Here is a 25,571-nt window from a genome sequence, read left to right as displayed (position 1 = left end):
CAGCAGGTCGAAGGGGTTCGAGTCCCTGCAGTGCCGTCCAGGGGCACCAGCACGCGACCAGAAGGCCGCACTCCGGCGGTGGAGTTCTCCACAACCGTCGCCCCGGACGGTAGTCGGGCCCGCTGGCCCCGTACGATTGACCCGTGTCCAAGGTCCTGAGCAGTCTCCCCGTCGGCGAACGAGTCGGCATCGCGTTCTCAGGGGGTCTCGACACCTCCTGCGCCGTTGCCTGGATGCGCGAGAAGGGAGCGATCCCCTGCACGTACACGGCCGACATCGGCCAGTACGACGAGCCGGACATCGACGCCGTCCCGAGCCGCGCCCACGAGTACGGCGCCGAGATCGCCCGACTGGTCGACGCGAAGAGCGCCCTGGTCGAAGAAGGCCTGGTCGCCCTGCAGACGGGTGCGTTCCACGTCCGCTCCGGTGGCAAGACGTACTTCAACACGACGCCGCTCGGCCGCGCGGTGACGGGCACGATGCTCGTCCGCGCGATGAAGGAAGACGGCGTCGACATCTGGGGCGACGGCTCCACCTACAAGGGCAACGACATCGAGCGGTTCTACCGCTACGGCCTGATGGCCAACCCGCGCCTGCGCGTCTACAAGCCGTGGCTCGACTCCGAGTTCGTCGAGGAGCTCGGCGGCCGCAAGGAGATGAGCGAGTGGCTCGTCGCCCGCGGGTTCCCGTACCGCGACTCCACCGAGAAGGCGTACTCGACGGACGCGAACATCTGGGGCGCGACGCACGAGGCGAAGAGCCTCGAAGAGCTGTCGAGCGGCCTGGACATCGTCGAACCGATCATGGGTGTCGCCGCCTGGCGTGACGACGTCGAGGTCGCGACCGAGATCGTCAGCGTCCGGTTCGAGGCCGGTCGCCCCGTCGCGATCAACGGCGTCGAGTACACGGACGCGGTCGCCCTGGTCTACGAGGCGAACGCCATCGGCGGCCGCCACGGCCTGGGTGCGTCCGACCAGATCGAGAACCGCATCATCGAAGCGAAGAGCCGCGGCATCTACGAGGCTCCGGGCATGGCGCTGCTGCACATCGCCTACGAGCGTCTGCTCAACGCGATCCACAACGAGGACACGGTCGCCTCGTACCACAACGAGGGTCGCCGTCTCGGTCGCCTGATGTACGAGGGCCGCTGGCTCGACCCGCAGTCCCTCATGCTCCGCGAGTCGCTGCAGCGCTGGGTCGCCTCCGCCGTCACCGGCGAGGTCACGCTGCGCCTGCGTCGCGGTGACGACTACACGATCCTCGACACCACGGGCCCGGCGCTGTCGTACCACCCGGACAAGCTGTCGATGGAGCGCGTCGGCGACGCCGCCTTCGGCCCGGACGACCGCATCGGCCAGCTCACCATGCGCAACCTCGACATCGCGGACTCCCGTTCGCGGCTCGAGCAGTACGCCGCCGCCGGCCTCATCGGTGGCGCGACGGCCGAGCTCGTCGGCGAGCTCGAGGCGGGCGAGGCCGAGGAGATCCTCGGCGGCGCGATCGTCGCCTCCGACGCCGAGGACGCGATGGGTCGTCGCACGGACCTCGCGTCCGAGGGCGCGGCCTTCGACTCCGGCACCGACTGATCGAGCGGACCCGCGCCCTGGGCGCGACCCCCTGATGACGGGAGGCCCGGTGCCAGCTGGCACCGGGCCTCCCGTCCGTCGTCGCGACGTCTCAAGCCGCGGCGCTTCCGAGCAGCAGCTCGAGCTGCTCGACGACCAGGTCGGGTCGGGTGATGAAGGGATGGTGCCCGGTGGGGACGTCGACGCTCCGCGTCGCCCGTGCCGCGTGCGCTCGCTGGAGGCCGACGGTGGTGCTCCGGTCCTCGGTGCAGACCAGGTAGGTGGAGTCGACGCCCTGCCAGCCCGCGGCGGTCGTCGGCGTGACGAACGCGGCAGCGGACTGTGCGGTGACGCGGTCCCACGCAGCCCGCTGCACCTCGGGGACGGCGTCCTGCAGGAACCGCGCGCCGAACGACGAGGCGTCGTACCCGACCAGTGCCAGGGCTCCGTCCCCGGCATCACCGATCGCCACCGGGTCGGGCTCGTCCGACATGATCCCGGCCTGCGCCGATCCGACGTCGGGCAGGTAGGACGACGCGTGGACAAGGTGCTCGACAGCATCGTGCTGACCGGCCTCGGCGACGACCGTGCCGCCGTACGAGTGCCCGACGACGATCGCGCCGTCGCTGCGGTCGAGCGCGGCCCGGAGCGCTGCCGCGTCCTCGGCGAGACCGCCTTCGGGGCGGCCGGACGGGCCCTCGCCGCAGGACGGCAGTGCCATCGATCGACTGCGGACACCGGCGCGTTCGAACAGCAGGTCGGCGGTGGGCTGCCACCACCAGTCGCCGTCGCGGACGAGCGCGCCGTGGACGAAGAGGATCTCCATGCGCCGACGCTACAGCGCACCCGCGTCGCCGGTCCGTCGCGTCCGTCAGCCGCGAAGCGCATCCGCCTCGACGGCGATCCGGCCCGACCGTATCGTTGCGGTACCGGGTCAGTCATCAGGGACTCGTCGTCACGATGCTCCTCACGATCTGTGGGGTCTGGCACAGCGGGTCGACCCGGGCGGATCCGAGATGCGCATCATCTCGACGAAGGGCTGGTCACCATGACCGCCACCATCCAGAACGCGTGGCACCGCCACGGGCTCCGTTCGCCCGAGGACCTCGCCGCCCTCGTCGCCGAACGCCTCGAAGGAACCGGCCACCAGCTCGTCAGCGTCAGCGAAGCGCGCTACGAGCCCACCTACGCGGACTTCCTCGGCGAGCAGCTCTGACCCCCAGCGGGCTGCCGCTCGGCCGTCGGTAGAGTCTGCGCATGCGCACAGCCCGAACCACGGCGGCGGCACTGGCGATCGTCGCGGCGGGACTGCTGACGCTCGTCGGTGTCCAGCCCGCGTCGGCCCACTCGGCCCTGACCGGCAGTACCCCGGCGGACGGGGCGGTCGTCACCGAACCGCTCGAGTCCGTCGACCTGACCTTCTCGGAAGCGCCGCTCGCCGGCCTCGACGCCGGACTCCGGATCCAGGTGACCGACGCTTCGGGCACCGACGTCGCCACGGGTGACGTGAGGGTCTCCGGGACGACCATGCGCCGCGCGGTCGACCTCGACCAGGGCAGCTACACGGTGCTCTGGCGGTACGTGTCGCCGGACGGCCACCCGATCGAGGGCACGCTCGCGTTCGAGTACCGGGCCGCAGCCCCGGCGTCGACCCCGAGCGCGAGTGCCACCCCGACCCCGAGCCCCGCTCCGACGGCGAGCACCGCTCCCACGCCGAGCGCCACCGCGACGGCCACCGGAGCCTCGGACGGTGCTCCGTCCTCGTCGCCGGGCATCGCGCCGGGCGTGTGGATCGGCCTCGGCGCCGGGGCCGTCCTGGTGGCCGGCGCGGTCGTCGTGCTGCTGCTGCGGCGCGGCCGCAGCGCGTAGCGCGCGGGCGGCGCCGCGTCGCGTCGCGTCGCGCACTTCGTGAGCAGAATCGGTCGGGTCGCACGCGCGCACCCGACCGTTCCTGCTCACGAAGCGCACGCACGAAGCGCACGCGGCGCACGTCACGCGACCACGCGACGGACGGGAGGCCCGGTGCCGGACCGGCAGCGGGCCTCCCGTCCGCACGTGGTGCGTGACGCCGGGGGCGACGCGCCTCACGCCACAGGGGTGGCCTCCAGAGCGGCGTCGGCGCGTGCCGCGCTGCCCTCGGCCAGGCCTCGGGCGATGCGACCCCGCGTCGCCAGCCAGAGGACGACGGCGGCGACGAACACGATGCCCTCGGTGACGGTGAGTGCCCAGATGATCCCGGCGAGCCCGAACCACACGTTGCCGGCGATCACGATCGGGATGAACAGCACGCCCTGCGCCATCGACAGCACCATCGCGGGCATGACCATCCCGGTCGCCTGGAACAGCGAGGTGAGCAGTCCCGTGAACCCGTTGACGACGGCGGCGACGAGCTGTGCCGTCAGGATCGTCATGCCGATCGCGAGCACCGAGTGGTCACCGGAGAAGATCGTGAAGACCTGCTCGCGGAACACGAACACGGTGCCGGAGAAGACGAGCACGATGCCGCCGACGGTCAGGGCCGCGGCGCGCAGGCCGGAGCGGAGTCGATCGGCGTCGCCCGCGCCGAACGCGTAGGCGAGCAGTGGCAGCACGCCGATGGTCACGCCCATCACCAGGAACTCCGGCACCTGGGCGATGCGGACCGCGACGCCCATCGCTGCCAGCGGGTCGTCACCGTAGGCGGCGGCGAGGTTGTTGAGGACGAGTGTCGTGACGATGAGGAACGCGGACTGCAGCAGCTCGCCGACGCCGATGCCGAACACGGGCTTCAGGATGTCCGCACGCAGGGTGAACCACTTGGGCGCGAAGCTGACGTTCTCGCTGTTCCGCTGCAGCCACGTCACCCAGTAGGCGATCGAGACCACGTTGGCCAGGCCCACCGCGAGTGCGGCGCCGCCGACACCCCAGTGCAGCCCCAGGATGAACAGGACGTCGAACACCAGGTTGCCGACCGTGGACAGGACCAGGCCGATCATCGCCTGCCGCGCGGCACCCTCGGAGCGGACGATCTGCTCGAGCGCGAAGGACGCGGCGAGGACGGGGACGAACGCGAGCATCACGGCGACGTACTCGCTCGTGGCGGGGACCGCTGCCGCGTCGGCACCGAGGACGGCGACGAGCGGGCGGAGCAGCAGGAGTCCGACGACGCCGAGCACGGCGCCGGTCACCACGGCTCCCCACAGGGCGAACGAGGCGACGTGCTTGATGTCCCGCGCCTTGTCGGGATCGTGTTCCGATGCTCCGAGCAACCGGGACATCAAGGCGCTGCCGCCGACGCCGAACACCCCGCCCACGGCCATCACCAGGCCGAGCAGCGGCGTGCCGAAGGTGATCGCGGCGAGCAGGGACGTGTCGTGCTGGGCGCCGATGAAGCCCGCGTTGATGACGTTGTACAGGGCGCTGACGACCATCGCGGCGGCCATCGGCACGCACAGGTGCACCAGGGCTCGGGCGATCGGGGCAGCGGAGAGGTACCAGCGGTTCGTCGCCGCAGCGGTGGTGGTGGAGGACATGACGGTTCCCTTCCGGGCATGACGGTGGGCGCGCCGACGGACGCCGGCACGGCAGGGGGGAGCACGCGACCGATGGGGTCGCGGGGTCGCGGGGTCGCGGGGTCGCGAGATCGCGGGGGCGCGGGATCGCGGGATCGCGAGGGCGCGCCGGCGGATCCGGCCGGGAGGCGCGTGGTGCGTGGAGCGGGTCGGTGCGGCGGCGCGGGTGGTGCGCTGGTGCGGGTGGTGCGGGTGGTGCGGCTAGCGGGTCGGCGGCGCGAGTTCCGCGGTCACCTTCTGCAGCAGCCGCCGCAGGGTGGCGCGTTCGTCCGCGTCGAGCGGTGCGAGCAGGGAGTCGTCGAGGGCGACCATCGCGTCGGTGAACCCGGCGATGAGGTCGATGCCCGCCTGGGTGGCGTGCACCGTCTTCGTCCGCCCGTTCGTGGCGTCCGGTCGTCGTTCGATCAGGCCACGCCGCTCGAGCCCCTGCAGGAGACTCGAGACGCTGGCCGCGCTGGTCCGGGTGGCCTCGGCGATGTCCCGCTGGATGGCGCCGGGGTGTTCCTGTAGGTACCCGAGCACGAAGGACTGCTCGTGGGTGAGGTCGCGCTCACGGACCCACTCCTCGGCGCCCTTGCGCTGTGCCCATCCGATCCACCGCATGAGCTGGAGCGGTGTCGTGAAGTCCGGTGCCTGCATGATCAGGACTCTAACTGTTAGGTATCAAACTGTCAACGAACCCAGCCCGACCGTGACCCCAGAACGGGGGTGTCGAGTCCTGCCCGGACCCTGATACCTTCCACAGCAAGCGGCCTCGCCAGCCGCCTCCGGCCCGTTCGACGGGCCCCACATCCCCTGGCTCACCACCGGGGGCGGATCAGCGGCGGAGACCCCGTCGGAGCAGGAGGCATCGTGCCACACCACGGATCACCCACCGCGATCCCGGCGCGACGAGTTCGTCGCGCCTGACCAGGACGGGCGCCGGCGGGTACCGGCGTCCGCCTCACCGGGTCCGCGACGCGTTCGGGTCGTCGCGGATCCCCGGGGCGGTGGTGATCGGGTCACCGCCGCCCCGGACCTCCCGGTCGATCCGATCGACGTCTTCGGGAACCCGCCGGTCCACGGAGCCGGATCGGCGTGATACTGGGGTGGTGCGTGAACTCCAAGCCGCCATCGCAGCGGACCTCAACGTCCAGCCGACCATCGACCCGGAGCAGGAGGTCGCCCGTCGTGTCGGGTTCCTGCGCGACTACCTGCTGACGACCGGGGCGAAGGGGTACCTCCTCGCCATCAGCGGCGGGCAGGACTCCACCCTGGCCGGCCGCTTGACCCAGCTCGCGGTCGAGTCGCTCCGAGCCGAGGGGCACCCGGCCGAGTTGACGACCGTCCGCATGCCCTACCGGGTGCAGGCCGACGAGGACGACGCCCAGCTCGCCCTGCAGTTCATCGCTGCCGACCCGGGTGTCACCGTGAACATCGAGCACGGGGTCGACGGGGTCATGGAGGACACCGCGGCCTCGGGCGTCGAGCTGAGTGACTTCGTGAAGGGCAACGTCAAGGCGCGCATGCGGATGGTCGCCCAGTACGCGATCGCCGGGCAGCGCGGCCTGCTGGTGGTCGGCACGGACCACGCGGCCGAGGCCGTCACGGGCTTCTTCACCAAGTACGGCGACGGCGGCGTCGACCTCACCCCGCTCACCGGGCTGTCGAAGAGCCAGGGGCGGCAGCTGCTCGAGCACCTCGGCGCACCGGCCCGCCTGTACGAGAAGGCGCCCACCGCCGACCTGCTCGACGAGCTGCCCGGGCAGACCGACGAGGCGAACCTCGGACTCACCTACGCCGAGATCGACGCCTACCTGCAGGGCCACGACGTGCCGGTCGAGGTCGCCGAGGCGATCGAGTCGCGCTACCGCGCGACGGAGCACAAGCGCCAGGTGCCGGCGACGCCCTTCGACGAGTGGTGGCGTGCGGGCGCGTAGGCGCTGACGCAACCCCGGACGGGAGGCGCGGTGCAGGTGATCCTGCACCGCGCCTCCCGTCTGTTGTCCCCAACCCTTCCCTCCGCGCTCCTGCTGTCCGCGTGCGCTCCTAGGATGGGAGCCAAGGGAACAACAGATGCGGAATCCAGGCTGGTGCCTGGTCCTCAAGGGGGAGTCATGGAAGTCCTGTTCGCGCTCGGAGCCGTCCCGCTGATCATCGTGGGGATCATCGTCCTCGCCGTGATCGCGCTGATCTACGCCAAGGTCGTGTACCGCAACGCCGGTGCCGACGAAGCGCTCATCATCACGGGCAAGCGCTCCCGCAAGGTCAAGAACGCCGACGGCACCGAGACCGTCGAGTCCGGCATCAAGGTCGTGCTCGGCGCCGGCGTGCTCGTCCGCCCCTTCTTCGAGAAGGTCGCGAAGCTGTCGCTCAGCTCGCGTGCGATCGACATCAACGTCAACGCGCAGGACTCCCGCGGTGTCACCATCGACGTCGAGGCCGTCGCGCTCGTCAAGGTCGGCGAGACCGACGCCTCGATCCGGGCGGCCGCACAGCGGTTCCTCGGGCAGGAGAAGAAGATCGACGACTTCGCGCGCGAGGTCCTGTCCGGTTCGCTCCGCGCCTCGATCGGTGCGACCGACGTGTCGACCATCATCCGCAAGCGCGATCAGCTCACCGTCGCTGTGCTCGACGTCGCCAAGGACGCCCTGCACAGCCAGGGGCTCGATGTCGACTCGTTCGAGATCAAGGGCATCTCGGACCGCAACGAGTACATCAGCGACCTCGGCCGTGCCGAGCGTGCACGCGTGCGACTCGAGGCCGAGAACGCCGAGGCCCAGGCCGACCGTGAAGCGCGAGAAGCCCGCGCGACCGCCGACCAGGCGATCGCCGAGGCCGAGAACACCCTGGCCATCCGCCGTGCCGCGCTGCAGCTCGACGCCGACCGTGCGTCCGCCGAAGCCGCTGCCGTCGGCCCGCTCGCCCAGGCGCGTGCGTCCCAGGGTGTCGTCGAGCAGGAACAGATCACCGCGCAGAAGCGTGCCGAGCTGCGCCGTGCCGAGCTCGAGTCCGAGGTCTCCGCCGTCGCCGAGGCCCAGGCGCGCAAGACCCGCGTCGAGGCCGAAGCCGCCGCCGGAGCCCAGGTCGAGACCGCACGCGCCCAGGCTGAGGCCCGTCGGATCTCCGCAGAGGCCGTCGCGGCCGAGGCGAAGGCCGAGGCGGACGCCCGCAAGCTCGCTGCCGACGCGTCCCGCGCCGAGGGTGAGGCCGCCGCCGACGCGATCCGTGCGAAGGGTCAGGCCGAGGCCGATGCGACCAAGGCGCAGGCCGACGCGCTCGCCCAGCACTCCGAGGCCGTCCTGCGGGTCAAGGCGATCGAGACGCTGCCGAGCATCGCCCGCGAGCTCGCGGCGCCGATGAGCAACATCGACACGCTCACCGTGGTGTCCTCCGAGGGCGCCGGTGCCCTGTCGAAGAGCGTCGTCAGTCAGTTCAGCGAGGTCGACGCGTTGCTCGGCGCAACCGCCGGGTTCACCCTGAGCGACATCGTGAAGAGCACCACGACGGGTCAAGCGGCTGCCCGTGCCGTCGTGCGCGAGCAGTCGGTGCCACAGGTCGAGCCGGCCGAGTAACCGAGCGGGTGCCTGCAGCGGGCGCGACGGGGGATCAGCCCTCGTCGTGCCCGTTCTCGTTCTGCGGGTCGCGCTGCTGCGTGCCGGCGTCCTCACGCTCGTCCGCGAGCCGCTGCTGCCACACGACACTGCGGGCCGCACCCTCGAGCACGTCGTCGACGCTGCGACCGCTCTGGGCGGCGAGGGCACCGCTGAGTCCGGCGGTCAGGGTGCCGCCTGCCGCGGCGAGTCGCTCGACGACCTCCTCCTGCCGCGGGGTCAGGGGTTCGTCGACCAGTTCGTCGATCGTGTCGCGGATGTTCTGCTCGCTCGCGTCCAGTGCCGCCTCGTCGCCGGACTGCAGGGCTGCTGCCTCTCCGACGACGACGAGACCGAGGCGCGCGGCGTCGTCTTCGGGACGCGGGGTGCGGTGCTCATCAGTCATGCGGTGGACCGTACGCTCCGGTGCGCTGCGCTCCCTGGACACCACGCGTCCCCCGCTCGGGCGGACGCGCCGTCAGGCGGCCCAGCGGCGGAGCAGCCACTCGGCGGCGGCCACGCCCTCGTGCCGTTGGAAGTCGCGGATGGTGGGCATGTTCGGCGGCGCCGGGGGCAGGGCGTGCTCGAAGAACAGTCCGGCGAGCCCGGCCAGCACGGCGTCGATCGTGGCGGCGGGCACCCCGGCGAAGACCGGGTGTGTGGCGAGGTGGTGTTCGACGTCGTCGTCCTCACCGCGGACCAGCGTGTCGAGCAGGTAGGTCAGCGGGTCGAGCCAGTGCGCACCCACGCTCGCCCAGGGCCAGTCCACCACCCAGACGAGCCCGGCGTCGTCGACGAGCAGGTTGTCCGCCCGGCAGTCGGCGTGCACGAGGTGTTCGCCGTCGACGAGGGCAGCTGCCCCCGATGCCGCGCGGGCGATCGCGGGGCCGGCGTCGAGGACGTGCGGCGGGACGACCTCGGCGACGCGGACGGCGTCCGAGCCGGCAGCCAGCATCCGGTCCCAGGCGCCGAACTCACCGCGCAGGTCCTCGGCGATGCGGGGGAGCGTCGCCAGTCCATCGGTCGCGAGCGGCAGTGTGTGGAGTGCGTCGAGCACGGCGGTCGTGTCCGATCCGTCGAGGTGTCTGCCCGGGTGGTGCCCTGCGACGTCCTCGAGCACGAGCGCGACCCAGTCGTCGCCGTCGACCGTGGCGTGCAGCGCGTCGAGCAGCCGCGGTGCCTGCACGGTGTTCGGCAGCTGGGCCATGACCTCGGCCTCGCGGCGGTGCAGGTCGAGGGCGGCCTCGTTGCGCGAGCGCGACACCGTCTTCACGAAGGCTCGTTCCCCCGCCGCGGTCGTCACCCGGTCGGCGCTCCCGGGCGACCACCCGCTCGCCTGGGACTCGGCGGTCACGACCGGACCGCCCAGCACCCCCTCCACCTGCTGCCGCAGCGTCGTCGGTACGTCGGTCCAGGTGGTTCGCCCCATGCGCCGACGCTACCTGAGAACCCGTACACGAACGTGCACGCTCGGCAACTTTGCGTTGGCGGCAAAGGTGCTTGCGGTGTAAAGTTGCAGAGCCTGCAAGGTTGACCCTCGTTTCGGGGTCCCGACCAGGCCGACGACCACCACGCCACATCCCCTGTGAGGAACCCCGCATGTCCACTGCCACCGCACCCGTCGAGGTGTCGCGCGGACGACAGGACTCCCCGGCGAGCACGCCGGGCAAGCCGATCATGTCGCACCGCCAGATCCTGCTCGTCATCTACGGCCTGATGGCGGGCATGTTCCTGTCGTCGCTCGACCAGACCATCGTCGGCACGGCGATCCGCACGATCGGTGACGACCTGCACGGCCTCGACCAGCAGGCCTGGGTCACGACGGCCTACCTGATCGCGTCGACCATCACCACGCCGATCTACGGCAAGCTCTCCGACGTCTTCGGCCGTCGCCCGCTCTACATCTTCGGCATCGCGGTCTTCATCCTCGGGTCGCTGCTCTCGACCCTGTCGACGTCGATGACCATGCTCGCCGCCTTCCGCGCGTTCCAGGGCATCGGTGCCGGTGCGCTGATGTCGCTCCCGCTCGCGATCATGGGCGACATCCTCGCGCCCCGTGAGCGCGCGAAGTACCAGGGCTACTTCCTGGCGGTCTTCGGCATCTCGTCCGTGATCGGCCCGCTGATCGGTGGACTGTTCGCCGGTGCGAGCTCGATCGTCGGCATCACCGGCTGGCGCTGGGTGTTCCTGATCAACGTGCCGATCGGCGTCGCCGCGCTCCTCATGGTGATCGCGTTCCTCCACCTGCCGAAGTTCGGCGAGGCCAAGGCCAAGCCGCGCATCGACTGGTGGGGCGCGACCTCGGTCATCGTCACGCTCGCGCCGCTGCTCCTCGTCGCGGAGCAGGGCCGCACGTGGGGTTGGGGTTCGGCCAGCGCGATCGCCTGCTACGTCATCGGTGCGCTCGGCCTCGTCGCCTTCCTGGTGATCGAGACCCGCATGCAGGACGACGCGATCATCCCGCTCAAGCTCTTCCGCTCGAGCACGTTCTCGATGGCGACCATCCTGGGCTTCCTGGTCGGCTTCGCGATGTTCGGCGCGATGCTCACCATCCCGCTGTACCTGCAGATCGTCACCGGCCTGACGCCGACCGAGTCCGGCTTCGCGACGCTGCCGATGATCGGTGGCCTGATGATCGCCTCGATCGCCTCGGGGCAGATCGTGGCCCGCACCGGCCGCTACCGGATCTTCCCGGTCATCGGCACCGCCCTGGTGTCGCTCGGCTACGTCGTCCTGACGTTCATGACGATCGACAAGCCGCTCTGGTTCCTGATGATCGGCATGTTCCTGATCGGCCTCGGGCTCGGCCAGCTCATGCAGAGCATCACCCTGGCCTCCCAGAACTCGGTGCAGCCGCGTGACATGGGTGTGGCGACGTCGTCCGCCACGTTCTTCCGCCAGATCGGTGGCACGCTCGGCACCGCCGTCCTGCTGTCCGTCCTGTTCTCGCTCATGCCGGCGAACATCCTGCACGCCACGGCGGACGAGTCGAACCTCAAGCCCGCCCTCAGTGCGGCGCTCGACCCGGAGGTCGCCAGCGCCAAGGCGAACCAGGGCGTCATGGACCAGATCTGGAACCCGATCGTCACCCCGCTCCAGAAGCAGGTGCAGTCCGGCCTCGACACCGCCACCGACCAGGTGACCCAGGCCACCGCCGGGGCTCCCGACGCCGTGCAGCAGCAGGCGCTCACCGCTGCCGCAGACAAGGCGCACGCCAGCGTGCAGGGCGGCCGGCTCGTCGTCGACTGGTCGGACTCGGCGCAGCGCACCTACTGGGTGGACCAGCTCGCACCGGAACTGTCGAAGCAGATCGACAAGGGCGCGAACGACTCGAGCGACTCGAACGCCGAGACGAGCGACACGTCGTACCTCAACGGTGCGGACGCTGCTCTGACCCGGCCGTTCATGTCCGGGTTCAACGCCTCGGCCGTGACCGTCTACTGGGTCGGCTTCGCGGTGATCCTGCTCGCGTTCGTCCTGAGCTTCTTCTTCAAGGCGCCGCCGCTCCGCAAGAGCTCGGCCCTGCAGGAGCAGGCGGACGACGCCGGCACCGCCGACGACCTCGAAGCGCAGGCCGTGCGGGCCGCGGACACGATGGGCTCGCCCACCGCCCCGGTCACCGGTTCGATCCCCGTCCAGGGTGGTCGGGCGCAGGTCTGAGTCACGCCGGGCCTCCTCGTCACAGGACGCGGGGGCCCGGCGTCGCACCAACCCGAGAACAAGACGGAGCGCAGCACGTGCACGAGCTCACCACCACCGAGGCCACCGCCCTGACCGACTGCGGCCTGCGGGAGCGCAAGAAGCAGCAGACCCGGGCCGCCATCCACCGGTCGGCGCTCGCCCTCGTCACCGACCAAGGACTCGCCGGGGTGACCGTCGAGCAGATCTGCGCGGACGCGGGGGTCTCCCCCCGGACGTTCTTCAACTACTTCCCGTCGAAGGCCGAAGCAGCCCTCGGATTGCCGGCGACGACGGTCCCGGACACGGCACGCGCAGCGTTCCTCGGTGCCACGGGGCCGCTCGTGTCGGACCTCTGCGACCTCGTCGCGCACACGGTCACCCTGCCGCAGGACCGCCGGCGCATGAAGGAGCTCGTCCGAGCCCGCCCCGAGATGGTCCCGGCGATGATGCAGTGGATGGCGCACGCGCGGCAGACCGTGCTGGCGGTGGCCGCCGAGCGCGTCGACGAGGACACCGCGCGGACCGCGACCACCCTCGTGATGGCCGCCGTGATCGAGTCCGCCCACCGATCAGCGGACGGCTCCCGCGACGAACTGGCTGCGCGGCTGCGCGCGGTCGTCGGCGAGATGGGGCGGCTCGCCACCGCCTGATCAGCGTGACCATCGCGTCGCCCCCGGCGCAGGGGCGACCACGGCCTGGAGGCGCGGTGCCGGTCCGACCCGCACCGCGCCTCCAGGCCGTGGCGGACGACACGACCCGGTCGCAGCCCGCAGTGCGCAGTCGGCCCGCACACGCAAAATCACCCCGAACCACGTGGAAACGCGGTTCGGGGTGACTGTGGTTGTTCGCCGGTCAGACCGGCAGCGTCGTGCCTAGCGGCGCGAGCCGCGGCCCGCGACGCGGGTGTAGATGAACAGCACGATGATCGCGCCGATGATCGAACCGATGATGCCGGCCGGCTGGAAGAAGCCGTCCATCGGGTCGTGCTGGAAGATCAGGAACCCGAGGAACCCGCCGACGAACGATCCGACGATGCCCAGGACGATCGTCATGAGGATGCCGATGTTCTGCTTGCCGGGGATGATGAGCCGGGCGAGAGCGCCGGCGATGAGTCCGATGATGATCAAGCTGATGATGAGACCGAGCACGGTGTCCTCCTCGTGGGTGCGGTTGCCGCGGCATGGTTGCCGGAGTCAGGGCCGACATCCGACGAAACTCCGGGGTTCCTGGGAGGACTGTCGGGTTCGCCGATCAGACCACGCCGGAAGCCTCGAGCTCGGCTCGCAGCTCGGCGTCCGACGGCTCGACGAAGTGCTTGCCGTTCGGAAGGACCACGACGGGGATGTTCTTCCGGCCGCTGATGGCCTCGGCACGGTCGGCCGCGGACAGGTCCTGCTCCACGTCGACGTACTCGTAGTCCACGCCGAGGGTGTCGAGCAGCGCCTTGGACCGACGGCAGTCGCGGCACCATTCGGCACCGAACATGGTCACGCGGTCGGGGGCAGTCGTCGCATCGCTCATGTGCAGAGAGTACGTCGGAGCGCCCCCGGGCATTCCCGGAGCGCCGCCGGACCCGCGCCCCGCTCACCCTACGATTGGCACATGCCGCCAGCACCCGACCCCGCGACGCTGGCCTGGGCCTCGGCGGCCGTTCGGCGCTTCGCCGCGGCGACCAACCTGCTCGTCGCCGCCCGCCGGTTCCGCATCGTCGGCGGTGACCCCCGGGATGCTGCGGCACTGCGGCACCTGCTGACCGCACTCGGCGCGCGCGAGGTCGAGCAGTCGAACCAGTCGGACCACCAGCACCAGCCGTCCGACCTCGTCGACCAGCTCTGGTGCCTCGGCACGCCCGACGAATCGACCCCCGCGGTCGAGCAGGCCGCCGACCGCCCGCGCGGCACCACCCTGGTCGTCATCGACGCCGGCCGGTACCTGCCCGCCGTCGACGAGGACGCCTTCGGCCCCGTCGCACCCGCCCGCCCCGGTGTGCTCGCCGTCCCGATGCTGTCCGACGACGTCTTCCTGGTGTCCACCGGCCGCGACCCCGAGGACGACCCCGCGGCGGACGCACGCCTGCGCTGGGCACGACGGTCGATGCCGGTCGCCCGCTCGGTCGCCGCGGAGCTCCGCGACAGCGGACTCCTGCGCGGCACGCGCATCGGCGTCGCGATGTTCCTCGAGCCCAAGACGGCGGTGCTGAGCCTGCTGCTCCGTGACGCCGGTGCCGAGGTCGTCGTCTACGCCCACGCCGACGAAACCGACGACGCCGTCGCCGACGCACTGCGGTCCGCCGGCCTGACGGTGTTCGCGAGCAGCACGGCGACGCTCCCCGAGCAGAAGCAGCTGGCCCTCGCGATGCTCGACACCGCGCCGCACATCCTGCTCGACGACGGCTCGCACGTCATCCGGCTCGCCCACCAGGAACGCCCCGACCTGCTGCCGACGATGCTCGGCGCCGCCGAGGAGACCACGAGCGGCCTGCGACCCCTGCGTGTCCTCGCGGCGCGCGGCGAGCTCGGCATCCCCGTGGTCGCGGTGAACGACGCCCGCACCAAGACGTTCTTCGACAACCGCTACGGCACCGGGCAGTCGACGGTGTTCGCGGTGCTCGACCTGGTCGACGGGCTCGCGTCCGGCACCCACCGGGTGATGCCGGGAGGCGCGGCGGTCGTCGCCGGGTTCGGGCACGTCGGCGAGGGGGTCGCCCTGGTGCTCACCGCCCTCGGGTTCCGGGTGACGGTCGCCGAGACCGACCCGGTCCGCGCCCTGCAGGCGCGGTTCGCCGGGTACGCCGTGGCCCCGCTCGTCGAGGCGGTGCGCGACGCCGACCTCGTGATGAGCGCCACCGGGGTGCCGGACACCATCGATCTCGACGTGCTCCGTGCCTGCGCGGACGGTGCGGTCCTCGCCGTCGCCGGTGGGGTCGACCAGGAGATCGCCATCGACGACGCGCTCGCCGCCGGGGCCCGGCGCCAGGACGTGGGGCCGAAGGCCGAGCGGTTCGTGTTCCCCGGGGCCGACGGCGGGCCGATCGTGCTCGACGACGGCGGCTGCATCAACATCACCGCGGCCGAGGGCAACCCGGTCGAGATCATGGACCTGTCGTTCGCCGTGCAGCTCGGCGCCGTCCGGATGCTCCTGGAACGCGGCGACGAACTGGAGCGTGCCGTCGTGCCGATCGACCCCGCGGTCGACGACGTGACCGCCCGCGCGGCGCTCGCCGCCTTCGGGAGCCGACCCGTGGGCCCAGGGCTCCCCGCTGAGCACCCGGCGGACCGCGAGCCGGACGTCCGGACCCACCGTTTCGGAGACCCGGCATGAGCGCTCGTCCACACCCGGTCACCGTGCACTCGGCGCGCGTCGTCGTCCCGATGACGGCGCCGCCGATCGCCGACGGCGCGGTGGCCGTGCAGGACGGCCGCATCCTGCACGTCGGCGACCGGTCGTGGGTCATCGACCAGCTCACCGGGTCCGGCGCGACGTTCACCGAGCGGCAGTGGCGCGGCGCGCTCCTGCCCGGACTCGTGAACGCGCACTCACACCTCCAGTACACCGGCATGTCCGGTGTCGGCCGACGCCAGTACAACGGGTTCGAGGACTGGGCCGCGGCGTTCAACGTCGACTACGCCGAACCGCACGACTGGCGGGCCGAAGCCGCGGACGGTGCACGGGCCTCGATCCTGGCCGGTGTCACGAGCATCGCGGACATCGTCACCGACATCGAGGCCTCGACCGCGCTGCAGGACGCCGGGCTCGGCGGCATCGCGTACTGGGAGGTGATGGACTGGGAGAACGACGCCTGGCAGTCGCACGGTCGCGACCAGGTGCTCGACGAACTCGACCGGATCCCCACGACACCCGGTGCCGGCCTGTCGCCGCACGCGCCGTACTCGCTCGAGGTCGCCCCGCTGCTCGAGCTCCCCGACATCGTGCGGCAGCGCGGCCTGCGGCTGCACCTGCACCTCGGTGAGGCGGCGTTCGAGGGCGAGCGCACCGCCCTCGGTCCGGTGCCCGGGCTCGACGGGGTCGACGGCGTCGGCCACGGGAACGACTGGCACCTGGCGAACGTGCCGTCGTTCCGGGCGCTGCGAGCCCTGGGCTTCGGTGCGAGCGCGACCGCGTTCGTCGACCGTCTCGGCGTGCTCGGTCCGGACTGCCACATCGCCCACGGCGTGTACATGACCGCCGCCGACCGGGCGCTCCTGCGCGCCCGTGGCACGGCGGTGGCGCTGTGCCCCCGCTCCAACGCCGTCATCGGCCTCGACCCGCCGCCCGTCGCGGACTACCTGCGCGAGGGCAGCCCGATCGCGATCGGCACCGACTCCCTGTCGTCGTCGCCGTCCCTCGACCTGATGGCCGACGTCACCGCGCTGCACCGCATCGCCCGCGCCCAGGGCTACGGGCACCGTGACCTGCACGAGCGACTGCTCGCAGCGGCGACCCTCGGTGGTGCGCACGCGATGGGGCTCGCCGTCGGACCGGACCGCATCGGGCACCTCGCCGTCGGGGCGCGCGCCGACCTGGCGGTCTTCGACGTCGACGCCCGCACGGTGCCGGACGCGCTCGCCGAGCTCGTCGAGGACGGCGCCGGGCGGGCGGCAGCCACCGTGATCCGCGGAGTCGTCCGCGCCGCGGCGGGCGTCGTCACCGAGCCGGCTTCCCCGCACACGGACACCCCCGCACCGCACCAGGAGGAACGATGACCGAGTCCGCACCCCACCCCGGCATGGCCGCACGGCGAACCGTCACCGGTGAGCTGATCGAGTGGCTCGACGTGCCGAAGCGCGCGATCGCCCTCGGCATGGAACCGCACCCCGAGGGTGGCTGGTACGTCCGCACCTGGACCTCGCCGGCGACGGTCACCACCCCCGCGGGGGAGCGTCCCGCTGCCACGCTGATCCACTTCCTGCTGCCCCCGGGTGAGGCCTCCGCCTGGCACCGGGTCACGAGCGACGAGATCTGGATGTGGCACGGGCCGGACACCGTCGACCTGCAGCTCGGCGGCGACGGTGACGTCCCCGAGCCCGGCGCGACGATCACCCTCGGCCCGGACGCCGGACGCGACCGGGTGAACGACGCGCAGGCGTTCGTGCGCGGAGGCGTGTGGCAGCGGACGATCCCGGGCGACGGCGAGGTGCTGCTGAGCTGCCTGGTGTCGCCGGGCTTCTCGTTCGACGACTTCACGATGGCCGACGACGGGGGCCCTGCCGCCGAGTAGCACCGCGACACCGTTTCGCGTTGGTATCCCACCGCGAAGTACACTTCGACCTGCCCCCACCCCCTCGCACGAAGGCCCGACCGTGACCCGTCACCTCCGCTTCACCCTCGCCGTCGCCACCGCCGCGGTCGCCGCCCTCGCCCTGTCGGCCTGCTCCGCCGGGGGCAGCAGCAACGCCGACGGCACCGTGACCGACGGCAAGCTCACGATCGCCACCGGCGACCCGGCGTACTCGCCCTGGATCGAGGACAACAAGCCCGAGTCCGGCAAGGGCTTCGAGTCCGCCGTGGCGTACGCCGTCGCGAAGGAGATGGGCTACGGCAAGTCCGACGTCGTCTGGAAGCGCAGCACCTTCGACAGCGCCATCGCACCGGGGCCGAAGGACTGGGACCTCAACGTCCAGCAGTTCTCGATCGACGCGAAGCGCAAGAAGGCCGTCGACATGTCGAGCGCCTACTACACGACGACCCAGGCGGTCGTGACCACGTCCGGGTCGAAGGCCGCCGACGACACCACGATCGCCGCGCTCAAGCAGGACGCCATCGGCGTCGCGACCGGTTCGACGAGCATCGCGAGCGTCAAGGACGTCCTCGGGGTCACGCCGCAGGTGTTCAACTCCAACGACGACGCCGTGCTCGCGCTCAAGTCCGGGCAGATCGACGCGATCGTCACCGACCTGCCGACGGCGTTCTACATGGCCTCGGCGCAGCTCGACGACGGCACCGTGTCCGCGCAGTTCCCGTCCGACGGCAAGGGCGACGAGTTCGGCTTCGTCCTGCCGAAGGACTCGGAGCTCACGAGCAAGGTCGACAAGGCCCTGAAGACCCTCGACGACGACGGCACCCTGCAGGACCTGCAGACCAAGTGGCTCTCGTCGGAGACCGGTACGCCGGTCCTGAAGTAACCGGATGACCCTGCCAGCAGGGGCCGGCACCCCGGTCGCCGCACCCGCGCCGAGCCAGGTCGAGCTCGAGCGTCGGCTCTACCGTCGCCAGCGTGGCCGTCGCTCCGTCGTCGTGTCGGTCGTCTCCACCCTGGTCGTGCTCGCCGTCGTGTACTTCGGCGTCGTGAACACCCCCGGGTGGGCGGCGGTGCAGCAGTCGTTCTTCGACCCGGAGACCGCGGTCGACACGTTCCCGGACATCCTGCTGGGCCTCTGGTTGAACGTCCGGATCCTGTTCTTCAGCGCCATCGGCGTCGCCGTCTTCGGCACGCTGCTCGCGGTCGTCCGAGGCCTGCGCAACCCCGTGTTCTTCCCACTGCGGATGCTCGCGACCGGCTACACGGACCTGTTCCGCGGCCTGCCGCTCATCATCGTGCTCTACCTGGTCGGCTACGGCATCCCCGGGCTCGGGGTGTTCCCGCGGCTCCCCGCCGAGGTCTGGGGCACGATCGCGATCACCCTGACCTACTCGTCCTACATCGCCGAGGTGCTCCGCGCCGGCATGGAGGCCGTGCACCCCTCCCAGCGCCTGGCCGCCCGGTCGCTCGGACTCTCGCACACCAAGACCCTGCGGCTCGTGGTGCTGCCGCAGGCGATCCGCAAGGTCACCCCGGCGCTCATGAACGACTTCGTGTCGATGCAGAAGGACGTCGGCCTGGTGTCGATCCTCGGGGCCGTCGACGCGGTCCGCTCCGCCCAGATCGCGCAGGCCGAGACCTACAACTTCACGCCGTACTTCGTCGCCGGGCTGCTGTTCGTCGTGATCAGCCTGCCGCTGATCCGCGTCACGGACGCGATCGCGCGTCGCCAGCAGCGGCGCGAGCAGATCGGAGGGACCGTATGAGCGAGGCCGGCCTGGAGGCCCGTGGTGCGTCCGGTACGGACGCCGCGGTCCTCGAACTGCGCGGGTTGCGCAAGGCCTTCGGCGAGCACGAGGTCCTGCGCGGGATCGACCTGACGGTCCACCGCCACCAGGTCATCTGCGTCATCGGGGCCTCGGGCTCCGGCAAGTCGACGCTGCTCAAGACGGTCAACCTGCTCGAGGGCATCGACGACGGCGAGATCCTGCTGCAGGGCACGGACATCGCCGACCCGCGGATCGACGTCGACGCGACCCGGGCCCGCATCGGTGTGGTCTTCCAGCAGTTCAACCTGTTCCCGCACATGACCGTGCTCGACAACGTGACGCTGGCCTCGCGGCAGGTGCACGGTGTCGGCAAGGCGCAGGCCGAGGAGACCGCTCGTCGGCTGCTCGACCGGATCGGCCTGGCCGACTTCGCCGATGCGTACCCCGACCGCCTGTCCGGCGGGCAGCAGCAGCGCGTCGCCATCGTCCGGGCGATCGCGTCCGACCCCGAGCTCCTGCTGCTCGACGAGGTCACGAGCGCCCTGGATCCGCAGCTCGTCGGTGAGGTGCTCGACCTGGTCACCGAGCTGAAGCGACAGGGTTCGACGATCCTGATGACGACGCACGAGATGCACTTCGCGCGGAACGTCGCCGACCGGATCGTGTTCCTGCACCGCGGCGAGGTCGTCGAGCAGGGGTCCCCCGCCGACGTCCTCGACCACCCGCAGCACCCGGCGCTCGTCGAGTTCCTCGCCCGCGTGCACGCCTAGGGCGTCAGCAGCACCTTGCCGATCACCTCGCCGTCGCGCACGCGGCGGTGGGCCTCCTCGACGTCGGCCAGGGGCAGCACCGAGTCGATGACCGGGCGCACCCGGCCGTCGGCGACCAGCGGCCAGACGTTGTAGCGGACCGCCTCGACGATGGCGGCCTTCTCGGCGAGCGGCCGTGCGCGCAGGGTCGTGCCGCTGATCGTCGCGCGCTTCCGCATCAGCACCCCGAAGTCGAGCTCGGCGGTGCGGCCGCTGCCCGAGGCGATGACCACGACGTGCCCGTTCGGGGCGAGGGCCTGCAGGTTCCGCTCCAGGTAGGACGGTCCGACGACGTCGAGCACGACGTCGACGCCGACACCGTCGGTGAACGCCATGACGCGTTCCACGAAGTCCTCGGTGCGGTGGTCGATGACCAGGTCGGCGCCGAGGTCCCGGGACGCGGCGACCTTGCGGTCGCCGCCGCTCGTCGCGATCACCGTCGCCCCGAGGGCCTTCGCCCACAGCACCGCGTGCGACCCCATGCCGCCCGTACCCCCGTGCACCAGGAGCGTCTGCCCGGGACGGAGTCCGGCGAGCATGCCGATGTTGGAATAGACCGTGCACGCGGCTTCGGGCAGTCCGGCCGCCTCGACCAGGTCGACGCCCTCGGGGACCGGCAGCACCTGGGTGACCGGCGCGACCACGAGTGCCGCGTACCCGCCGCCGGAGAGCAACGCGCACACCCGGTCGCCCACCGCCACGGTCGTGACGCCCGCGCCGACGGCCCGCACGGTGCCGGAGACCTCGAGCCCGAGGATCTCCGACGCCCCGGGCGGCGGCGGGTAGTTCCCGGCGCGCTGCTGCAGGTCGGCGTTGTTGACGCCGGCCGCGGCGACCTCGATCAGGACCTCGTCCGTGCCGGGTTCGGGGTCGGGCAGGTCGGTGACGGACATGGAAGCGTCGTCGAACGTGATGGCTCGCATGCCCTCGACGGTACGCGCCACCCGCCTCCGGCCGGCTGCCGGTCGCCCACAACCGCCGCCGGTGTCCCTGTGGAGGTTCCCTGTACGCTCGACGACGGATCTGCACCTCATCCGGGGGAGTGCGGACAGATCGAGGGGGACTCTCCACCATGCCCAAGAAGCTCATCGCGCTGGCCACCGCCGGCCTCGCACTCACGCTGCTCGCCGGTTGCTCCGGCGGCGACTCGGGCTCGTCCAGCGCACCGTCGGCCTCGAAGACCGCCGCCGCAGCACCCGCCCAGACCAAGGGGGAAGCCTGCTCCCTGCTCGAGAACGAACTCGCGTCGTTCCTCAAGGAGCAGGGTTCCAGCTCTGCCCCGGCCGACCCGAAGGCCCGTGCGGCGCTCGTCGACGAGTTCGTCCAGCGCATCGACTCGGCGCTGACGAAGGTCTCGAACGACCAGGTCCACGACACGTTCGAGGACTTCTCCGGCGCGGCGAAGGGCTACAGCTCCGCCATCCGCTCCGGTGCGGCCGAGGACTCCGCCGAGGTCAAGAAGGCCCAGACCGAGGTGCAGACCACCCTCGACCAGGTCTCGGCGGTCTGCCCCGCCAAGAGCTGAGCGGTCCCACGCGCAGCCCCGCACGTGACGACGCCCCGCCGCTCCTGGACCAGGAGCGGCGGGGCGTCGTGCTTCCCCCGTCGGGGGAACGGGCGTCAGACCGCCGCGGGCTGCGAGGCGTCGAGGCGTGCGACGTCCTCCGGCCGAAGCCGCACAGTCGGCGCCGTGATCGACTTCAGGATCGACTGCGGCCGCGACGCACCAGGGATCGGCACGACGACGTCGCTCTTCTGCAGCTCCCACGCCAGCGCGATGACCTGCGGGGTGACCCCACGGTCGCGGGCGATGTACGCGAAGTCCTCGAACGCCGTCCCGAGGTCCGCCGCGCTCCCGATGCCACCGAGGGGGCTCCACGGCAGGAACGCGATGCCGAGCTCGTCGCACAATTCGAGCTCCGGCTCACTCGACCGGAACTTCGGCGAGTACTGGTTCTGCACCGACGCCAGGCGTCCGCCGAGCACCTCGTTCGCGGTGCGGATCTGATCCGGGTCGGCGTTCGAGATGCCCGCCATCCGGATGACGCCCTCGTCGAGCAGCTCGGCGAGCGCCCCGATCGAGTCGGCGTACGGCACGGCCGGGTCGGGGCGGTGGAACTGGTACAGGCCGATCTGCTCGACGCCGAGCCGCTTCGCCGAGGCCTTCGCCGCCTCCTTCAGGTACTCCGGGTGCCCGTTCTGCGCCCAGTTGCCGGCCTCGGGGCGCAGGTGTCCGCCCTTCGTCGCGATGAGCACGTCCGAGGTGTCGTCGTGGAACTCCCGGACGGCCCGCGCGATGAGCTCCTCGTTGTGCCCCACCTCGTCGTGGCCGCCCAGGTGGTACGCGTCGGCGGTGTCGATGAGCGTGACACCGTTCTCGAGCGCTGCGTGGATCGTGGCGATGGACTGACGCTCGTCCGGTCGGCCCTCGATCGACATGGGCATCCCGCCCAGACCGACGGCACTGACGGACACGTCTCCGATGACTCGTTGCTTCATCGGCCCAGCATGCGCCCGCCCCCGACGCCGACGCCCAGTTCCCGCACCGACGAGCCACGAGCCTCCGTCACCGACGCGCCCACGCCGGCGCGTGTTCCGGCAGCGGGCCGAACGCGATGCCGCGGGCGTAGAGGCCCCGGACCGGCGGGACCCAGCGCGCGAGCAGCACCGGGAGCAGCGGCGGACCGTCCTGCAGGTGCCCGGCGAAGGCCCGTTCGAACACGACCCGGTGCAGCACGGCCTGCGCGGCCTGCACCAGGGCTGCGGGCGGGGTCCGACGACGCTGGACAGCTGCGAGCGCCCGGTCGAGGCCGCCACCGCGGAGCCCCCGTCGGAGCGCCGGCACCAGGATCGTCGCCGTCGCCACCGCGTCCTGCACCGCGAGGTTGATGCCGACCCCGCCGGCGGGCGACATCGCGTGTGCAGCGTCCCCGATGCAGAGCAGCCCCGGCCGCCACCACCGGCGCAGGCGGTCCATGCGGACGTCGAGCACGTGCACGTCGTCCATCGAGGCGATCGCGTCGACCCGGTCCGCGAAGTCCGGTCGGAGCCGCGCCACCCGGGCACGGAAGGCAGCCACCCCTGCTGCGCGCAGGGCCGCGTCCGAGCCCTTCGGCGCGAAGTACGCGACCTGGTGGTAGTCCGGCCGCGGGAAGCTCAGCAGCACGTCCCGGTCCGAGAACGCGGGGGTGAGGGCGCTCGCCGCGTCCCCGGGGTGCCGGGGCAACCGGAACCACCAGGTGTCGAACGGCACCCGGAACGCCCGTGGAACGAGCCCGGCGGCGCGACGCAGCACCGAGTTCCGCCCGTCGCAGGCGATCACGACGTCGGCGCGGAGTTCCTCGGGCTCGCCGGCCCCGTCCCTCGGCCGCAGGTGGACCCCGGTCACGACCCCGTTCTCCTCGATGAGTCCGGTCGCCGCGAGGCCCATCGCGATGCGGAACGACGGTTCCCGACGGGCGGCGGTCACGAGCAGGTCGAGCAGGTCCCACTGCGGCACCATCGCCACGTGGTCGTACGGGGGCGCGAGACGCGAGAAGTCACCGAGCAGCAGCCGCGAGCCGTCGGGCATCGGCAGCGAGAAGTCGTCGAGGCGTGACTGCGGCAACGCCCGGAACGGTGCACCGAGTCCGAGTTCGTCGAGCAGCCGGATGGTCGAGGCGTGCACCGTGTCGCCCCGGAAGTCCCGGTTGAAGTCGTCGTGCCGCTCGAGCACGCGCACGTCGATGCCGGCGCGGGCGAGCAGCAGCCCGAGGACGACCCCTGCGGGGCCGCCACCGACCACCGCGACCGTCGTCCGCGACACCGTCACCATGCCCGGGACGCTACCCCGGTCCGGACCGGAGGCGCGTGGCGGCCCCGACCCGCGCCTCCAGGCCGGAACGCACACGCGTTCGCAGGCCCGACACGCGGCGGACGACCGGTGTCCGGTCGGACGGGTGGTGTCGGTGGGCGTCGGTCAGGCGCTGGCGGACACCGACGACGATCCGGACCCGCTGTCGACGGCGTTCACGAAGACGACCCCGCCCCAGGCGATGACGACGATCGCGAACACGAAGCCGATCGCCGCGATCCACCACGACGGCTTCCGTCGGATCCACGCGCCGATCGACAGCACGATCGTGGCGACCCCGATCACGAAGGCGCCACCGACCGCGATGGCCGCGCCGCCGAAGTACCCACCGGGTGTGCACCCGGCCGCGGCGTCGCACTCGGCCGTGGCCGAGGCGATCGCGACGATGCCGACGACCGCCGTGATCGCGGTCATGACGGCACCGAACACCAGGAGCAGCACCGTCGAAATCCGGTCGGCGAGCTTCGCCGGCGGGAACAGCGTGGTGCCACCGCGTTCCCACGCAGCGCGCTGCGCGTCCGTGGGGCCGGAGGAGGACTGCGGCGGAGGGCCGGGGACGTTGGACCAGGTCATGCGTGCAGTCCTACCGCGCCTCGACCCCGAACGCCTGTGCGAGCCGCTGGATCTTCTGCGCCCGACCGAGCCGCGGCAGGTCGGAACCGTCGCGGATGACCCGGCCGCGGGCCTCGAAGTCGTCGAGGAAGTCCTGCGCCCAGGCGACGTCGGTCGGCGTGGGGGAGATGACCTCGTTGATGACGGGGAGCTGCTCGGTGTCCAGGCACAGCTTGCCGGTGAGGCCGAGCGACACGGCCACCTGCGACTGCTCGCGGAGGATCGGGTGCGACGACCCGACCGTGGGGCCGTCGATCGGACCCGGCAGGTCGCCGACGCGCGAGGCGACGACCAGCTTCGACCGCGGGTACGCCATCGCGAGCGTGTCGGCGCTGGTCCCGGTGTCACGGCGGTAGTCGCCGGAACCGAAGGCCAGGCGGAACGCGCCCTGCGCCTTGGCGATCGACACGGACTCCTCGATGCCCAGGGCCGACTCGACGAGGGCGATCACCGGCGTCTGGCCGCCGAGCCGGTGCCAGGTGTCGGTGACCTGCGCGGGGGACTCGGTCTTGGCGAGCATGACGCCCTGCAGCCCGGGCAGGCCGCGGAGCTCCTCGACGTCGTCCGCCCAGAAGTCCGTGGTGACGTCGTTGATGCGCACCCAGGCCTCGCCGCCGCCGGCGAGCCAGGCGGCGACGCCCTGCCGGGCCGAGGGCTTCGCGGCGGGGTCGACGGCGTCCTCGATGTCCAGGATGATCTGGTCGGCGCGGGAGCGCTGGGACTTGTCGAACCGGTCGGTGGCGGTGCCGGAGACCAACAGCCACGACCGTGAGATCTCGGCGGGGACCGATCGACGCCGGTTCGGCGTGGGGGCGGACGGAGTGGTGCGGTCGTCGATGGCCATGCCCCGTTGGTACCACACCGGACGGGGCCGCCGTCGGATCGGACGCGCCGCACGTCGGCTCTGACGCCGGTCAGGT

The 25,571-nt window shown here is 71.7% G+C and carries 26 protein-coding genes; 14 read left to right on the top strand and 12 right to left on the bottom strand.

Annotation, left to right across the window (positions count from 1 at the left end; all coding sequences use genetic code 11):
- Positions 1–143 precede the first annotated feature (143 nt).
- Positions 144–1,586, top strand: coding sequence for an argininosuccinate synthase (argG, locus tag BR70_RS0114070; protein ID WP_027466584.1), 1,443 nt, complete (start codon positions 144–146; stop codon positions 1,584–1,586).
- Between the two features lie 91 nt (positions 1,587–1,677).
- On the opposite strand, the gene BR70_RS0114065 is transcribed toward argG, so the two are convergent.
- Entirely contained in the window at positions 1,678–2,391 is a 714-nt protein-coding gene (locus BR70_RS0114065; protein ID WP_027466583.1) for an alpha/beta hydrolase, read from the bottom strand.
- Between the two features lie 222 nt (positions 2,392–2,613).
- On the opposite strand from BR70_RS0114065, the gene BR70_RS23360 reads away from it, so the two are divergent.
- Together BR70_RS23360 and BR70_RS21090 are read left to right on the top strand one after the other, a co-directional pair.
- Complete coding sequence (locus tag BR70_RS23360) at positions 2,614–2,781, top strand: hypothetical protein (protein WP_155896891.1); 168 nt, start codon at positions 2,614–2,616, stop codon at positions 2,779–2,781.
- A gap of 41 nt (positions 2,782–2,822) precedes the next feature.
- Positions 2,823–3,434 (top strand): copper resistance CopC family protein, encoded by a 612-nt coding sequence (locus tag BR70_RS21090; RefSeq protein WP_035809218.1) that lies wholly within the window; start codon positions 2,823–2,825, stop codon positions 3,432–3,434.
- 215 nt (positions 3,435–3,649) lie between these two features.
- On the opposite strand, the gene BR70_RS21085 is transcribed toward BR70_RS21090, so the two are convergent.
- Positions 3,650–5,077: an MATE family efflux transporter gene (locus BR70_RS21085; protein WP_035809216.1), complete on the bottom strand. Its 1,428-nt coding sequence runs from the start codon at positions 5,075–5,077 to the stop codon at positions 3,650–3,652.
- Between the two features lie 240 nt (positions 5,078–5,317).
- Positions 5,318–5,755 (bottom strand): MarR family winged helix-turn-helix transcriptional regulator, encoded by a 438-nt coding sequence (locus tag BR70_RS0114045; protein ID WP_027466582.1) that lies wholly within the window; start codon positions 5,753–5,755, stop codon positions 5,318–5,320.
- 452 nt (positions 5,756–6,207) lie between these two features.
- On the opposite strand from BR70_RS0114045, the gene nadE reads away from it, so the two are divergent.
- Positions 6,208–7,035, top strand: coding sequence for an ammonia-dependent NAD(+) synthetase (nadE, locus tag BR70_RS0114035; protein ID WP_027466581.1), 828 nt, complete (start codon positions 6,208–6,210; stop codon positions 7,033–7,035).
- Between the two features lie 177 nt (positions 7,036–7,212).
- On the top strand, positions 7,213–8,670 hold the full coding sequence (locus BR70_RS21080) for an SPFH domain-containing protein (protein ID WP_051596965.1): 1,458 nt from the start codon (positions 7,213–7,215) through the stop codon (positions 8,668–8,670).
- Between the two features lie 34 nt (positions 8,671–8,704).
- Here BR70_RS21080 and BR70_RS0114025 read toward each other — a convergent pair whose 3' ends face one another.
- Positions 8,705–9,094: a hypothetical protein gene (locus tag BR70_RS0114025; protein ID WP_027466580.1), complete on the bottom strand. Its 390-nt coding sequence runs from the start codon at positions 9,092–9,094 to the stop codon at positions 8,705–8,707.
- Positions 9,095–9,166: 72 nt separating this feature from the next.
- Positions 9,167–10,117, bottom strand: coding sequence for a phosphotransferase family protein (locus BR70_RS0114020; protein ID WP_027466579.1), 951 nt, complete (start codon positions 10,115–10,117; stop codon positions 9,167–9,169).
- Positions 10,118–10,287: 170 nt separating this feature from the next.
- Here BR70_RS0114020 and BR70_RS0114015 point away from each other — a divergent pair, with 170 nt between their 5' ends.
- Complete coding sequence (locus BR70_RS0114015; RefSeq protein ID WP_027466578.1) at positions 10,288–12,348, top strand: MDR family MFS transporter; 2,061 nt, start codon at positions 10,288–10,290, stop codon at positions 12,346–12,348.
- 77 nt (positions 12,349–12,425) lie between these two features.
- On the top strand, positions 12,426–13,019 hold the full coding sequence (locus BR70_RS22500; protein WP_051596964.1) for a TetR/AcrR family transcriptional regulator: 594 nt from the start codon (positions 12,426–12,428) through the stop codon (positions 13,017–13,019).
- Between the two features lie 222 nt (positions 13,020–13,241).
- Here BR70_RS22500 and BR70_RS0114005 read toward each other — a convergent pair whose 3' ends face one another.
- Positions 13,242–13,517 carry a GlsB/YeaQ/YmgE family stress response membrane protein gene (locus BR70_RS0114005; protein WP_027466577.1) on the bottom strand — a complete coding sequence of 92 codons (276 nt, stop codon included), beginning with the start codon at positions 13,515–13,517 and terminating at the stop codon, positions 13,242–13,244.
- A gap of 103 nt (positions 13,518–13,620) precedes the next feature.
- A complete protein-coding gene (locus BR70_RS0114000) occupies positions 13,621–13,890 on the bottom strand; it encodes a glutaredoxin family protein (RefSeq protein ID WP_027466576.1) in 270 nt (89 codons plus the stop codon).
- Between the two features lie 81 nt (positions 13,891–13,971).
- On the opposite strand from BR70_RS0114000, the gene BR70_RS21070 reads away from it, so the two are divergent.
- The 6 genes from BR70_RS21070 to BR70_RS0113970 all read left to right on the top strand — a co-directional run bounded on the left by BR70_RS21070 (position 13,972) and on the right by BR70_RS0113970 (position 20,147).
- On the top strand, positions 13,972–15,690 hold the full coding sequence (locus BR70_RS21070) for an adenosylhomocysteinase (RefSeq protein WP_051596963.1): 1,719 nt from the start codon (positions 13,972–13,974) through the stop codon (positions 15,688–15,690).
- On the top strand, positions 15,687–17,072 hold the full coding sequence (locus BR70_RS0113990; protein ID WP_027466575.1) for an amidohydrolase family protein: 1,386 nt from the start codon (positions 15,687–15,689) through the stop codon (positions 17,070–17,072). Before BR70_RS21070 ends, BR70_RS0113990 begins: the two co-directional genes overlap by 4 nt.
- On the top strand, positions 17,069–17,587 hold the full coding sequence (locus tag BR70_RS0113985) for a cupin domain-containing protein (protein ID WP_231495709.1): 519 nt from the start codon (positions 17,069–17,071) through the stop codon (positions 17,585–17,587). Before BR70_RS0113990 ends, BR70_RS0113985 begins: the two co-directional genes overlap by 4 nt.
- An 82-nt stretch (positions 17,588–17,669) precedes the next feature.
- Positions 17,670–18,491, top strand: a complete 822-nt coding sequence (locus tag BR70_RS0113980) for an ABC transporter substrate-binding protein (RefSeq protein WP_027466573.1) — start codon at positions 17,670–17,672, stop codon at positions 18,489–18,491.
- A gap of 4 nt (positions 18,492–18,495) precedes the next feature.
- Positions 18,496–19,374 carry an amino acid ABC transporter permease gene (locus BR70_RS0113975; protein ID WP_027466572.1) on the top strand — a complete coding sequence of 293 codons (879 nt, stop codon included), beginning with the start codon at positions 18,496–18,498 and terminating at the stop codon, positions 19,372–19,374.
- Positions 19,371–20,147, top strand: a complete 777-nt coding sequence (locus BR70_RS0113970) for an amino acid ABC transporter ATP-binding protein (RefSeq protein ID WP_027466571.1) — start codon at positions 19,371–19,373, stop codon at positions 20,145–20,147. The genes BR70_RS0113975 and BR70_RS0113970 overlap by 4 nt, the downstream gene beginning before the upstream one ends.
- On the opposite strand, the gene BR70_RS0113965 is transcribed toward BR70_RS0113970, so the two are convergent.
- Positions 20,144–21,109 (bottom strand): NAD(P)H-quinone oxidoreductase, encoded by a 966-nt coding sequence (locus tag BR70_RS0113965; RefSeq protein ID WP_027466570.1) that lies wholly within the window; start codon positions 21,107–21,109, stop codon positions 20,144–20,146. The two genes, BR70_RS0113970 and BR70_RS0113965, sit on opposite strands and share 4 nt — an antisense overlap.
- 149 nt (positions 21,110–21,258) lie before the next feature.
- Here BR70_RS0113965 and BR70_RS0113960 point away from each other — a divergent pair, with 149 nt between their 5' ends.
- Positions 21,259–21,711: a hypothetical protein gene (locus BR70_RS0113960; protein ID WP_027466569.1), complete on the top strand. Its 453-nt coding sequence runs from the start codon at positions 21,259–21,261 to the stop codon at positions 21,709–21,711.
- A gap of 95 nt (positions 21,712–21,806) precedes the next feature.
- Here the strand turns inward: BR70_RS0113960 and BR70_RS0113955 are convergent, their stop codons facing one another.
- From BR70_RS0113955 to BR70_RS0113940, 4 genes are all read right to left on the bottom strand, one after another.
- Entirely contained in the window at positions 21,807–22,685 is an 879-nt protein-coding gene (locus tag BR70_RS0113955) for an aldo/keto reductase (protein WP_027466568.1), read from the bottom strand.
- A 67-nt stretch (positions 22,686–22,752) separates the two neighbouring features.
- Positions 22,753–24,000 (bottom strand): FAD-dependent oxidoreductase, encoded by a 1,248-nt coding sequence (locus BR70_RS0113950; protein WP_035809213.1) that lies wholly within the window; start codon positions 23,998–24,000, stop codon positions 22,753–22,755.
- Positions 24,001–24,144: 144 nt separating this feature from the next.
- On the bottom strand, positions 24,145–24,612 hold the full coding sequence (locus BR70_RS0113945; protein ID WP_027466566.1) for a DUF6264 family protein: 468 nt from the start codon (positions 24,610–24,612) through the stop codon (positions 24,145–24,147).
- Between the two features lie 10 nt (positions 24,613–24,622).
- A complete protein-coding gene (locus BR70_RS0113940) occupies positions 24,623–25,495 on the bottom strand; it encodes an HpcH/HpaI aldolase/citrate lyase family protein (RefSeq protein ID WP_027466565.1) in 873 nt (290 codons plus the stop codon).
- Positions 25,496–25,571: the final 76 nt, after the last annotated feature.

The organism is Curtobacterium sp. UNCCL17 (genome assembly GCF_000686685.1).
Lineage (GTDB): Bacteria > Actinomycetota > Actinomycetes > Actinomycetales > Microbacteriaceae > Curtobacterium > Curtobacterium flaccumfaciens.
The sequence above is the reverse complement of the archived record's forward strand: the minus strand, read 5'-3'. Positions and strand labels throughout refer to the sequence as shown.